Source organism: Xenorhabdus stockiae, assembly GCF_002632825.1.
Lineage (GTDB): Bacteria > Pseudomonadota > Gammaproteobacteria > Enterobacterales > Enterobacteriaceae > Xenorhabdus > Xenorhabdus stockiae.
Map to the genome: position 1 here is coordinate 1 of NZ_NJAJ01000123.1, position 1,159 is coordinate 1,159.

General features: G+C 41.6%; 2 protein-coding genes. Both read left to right on the plus strand.

The features are described 5' to 3' along the window. The first annotated feature begins 80 nt into the window (after positions 1 to 80). Entirely contained in the window at positions 81 to 806 is a 726-nt protein-coding gene (locus tag Xsto_RS20700) for a Thoeris anti-defense Tad2 family protein (RefSeq protein ID WP_099126317.1), read from the plus strand. Between the two features lie 177 nt (positions 807 to 983). After that, the coding region (locus Xsto_RS23065) for a phage holin family protein (RefSeq protein ID WP_422646189.1) at positions 984 to 1,159 on the plus strand (176 nt) is incomplete at its 3' end.

Here is a 1,159-nt window from a genome sequence, read left to right on the forward strand (position 1 = left end):
GAACCTGACCTCAGTAATATTAACTGGCTAGTTAGCAGTAGGATGAAATGACCTTTAACGAATAATAAAGTGAGGTGTTTATGTCTGATGTTAATAAGCTGGATAGTAAACCATGTTCGTTTAATCCTGACCAATATAAGGTTACATATAAGACCACAGTTGAACTGAGTAATGACGTTACTGCCCCAATAGGCTCTTTTGCATGGGCAATAATCCAATTGAATTTAGGTAATTTAGTGAACCGTAAAGATTGGGATTCTCCTAAACAATACTTACGGCTTAATGAAGGATTAGGTTGCATAGAAGAGCACGATAAACATGATCAATGGGCATGCTGGAGTCCGAAACAAGAAGATATGGTAGCTTGTGATTGGAATTTACTGAAATCAAATGCATGCATGCTGGAATTTTCTCTCATGTTAGGAACTGGTAAATCTCAGGATATCTTGCAGTATTCATTGTGGGGTTATAGCTCTGGTCAGGGAGGCTTCGGTTCTTTAACTGGATTGCAAGCTAGCGAAGCTATTGGAAATATCTCGGCATTTTATTTTTCAGGATTTAATCCAGATATATTCTTGTTTGTACACCCTAAACAGGATCAATATCAGGACGTGATGACATTACTGAAGAGAAATCTTCATGTCACTGTTGATGGAGTAAACTACGATCTTGGTTCTGTCACACCCGTAGGAAATAGCATCACTAATATTTGCAGCGTTGATTATTTGAATAATACGACAGCGAAGTTAGGTGAAGTCTTTAAGCAAACGGGTCAAACCAAACATTTTTGCCTCAACTGGAAATAAATCCACGTACTGAATTCAAGGCTGCTTATGCGGCCTTTTTCGAATTTGCCACCGCAATCACTTCCATAACCTCAGTATCTCCTATTGCGGCTGACAACCTATTCACTACAACTCACAGGGGCGACCACAGACTCACCCCACGGACGCCCATTGTTCTGATGGGGTGGAAATATGCGTATGACTGAAAAAGACACGGAGTTCTGGGCGCATGTCTGGGACTGGTTAATTATCAATGCTCCTTTTCTAGGTGGCATGTTTTTGGCGGCATCGACAGCATTCGCCCGGGAGAAAAGGGATGGCTCAGGCTGGAAAGCCTCATTAGTCGAAGCCTTTATCTGTGCGGCAATCAGTGT

Bases quoted from the DNA above. Each gene is read 5' to 3' on its own strand.
- Xsto_RS20700 (WP_099126317.1), top strand. From the start codon at position 81: ATGTCTGATGTTAATAAGCTGGATAGTAAACCATGTTCGTTTAATCCT.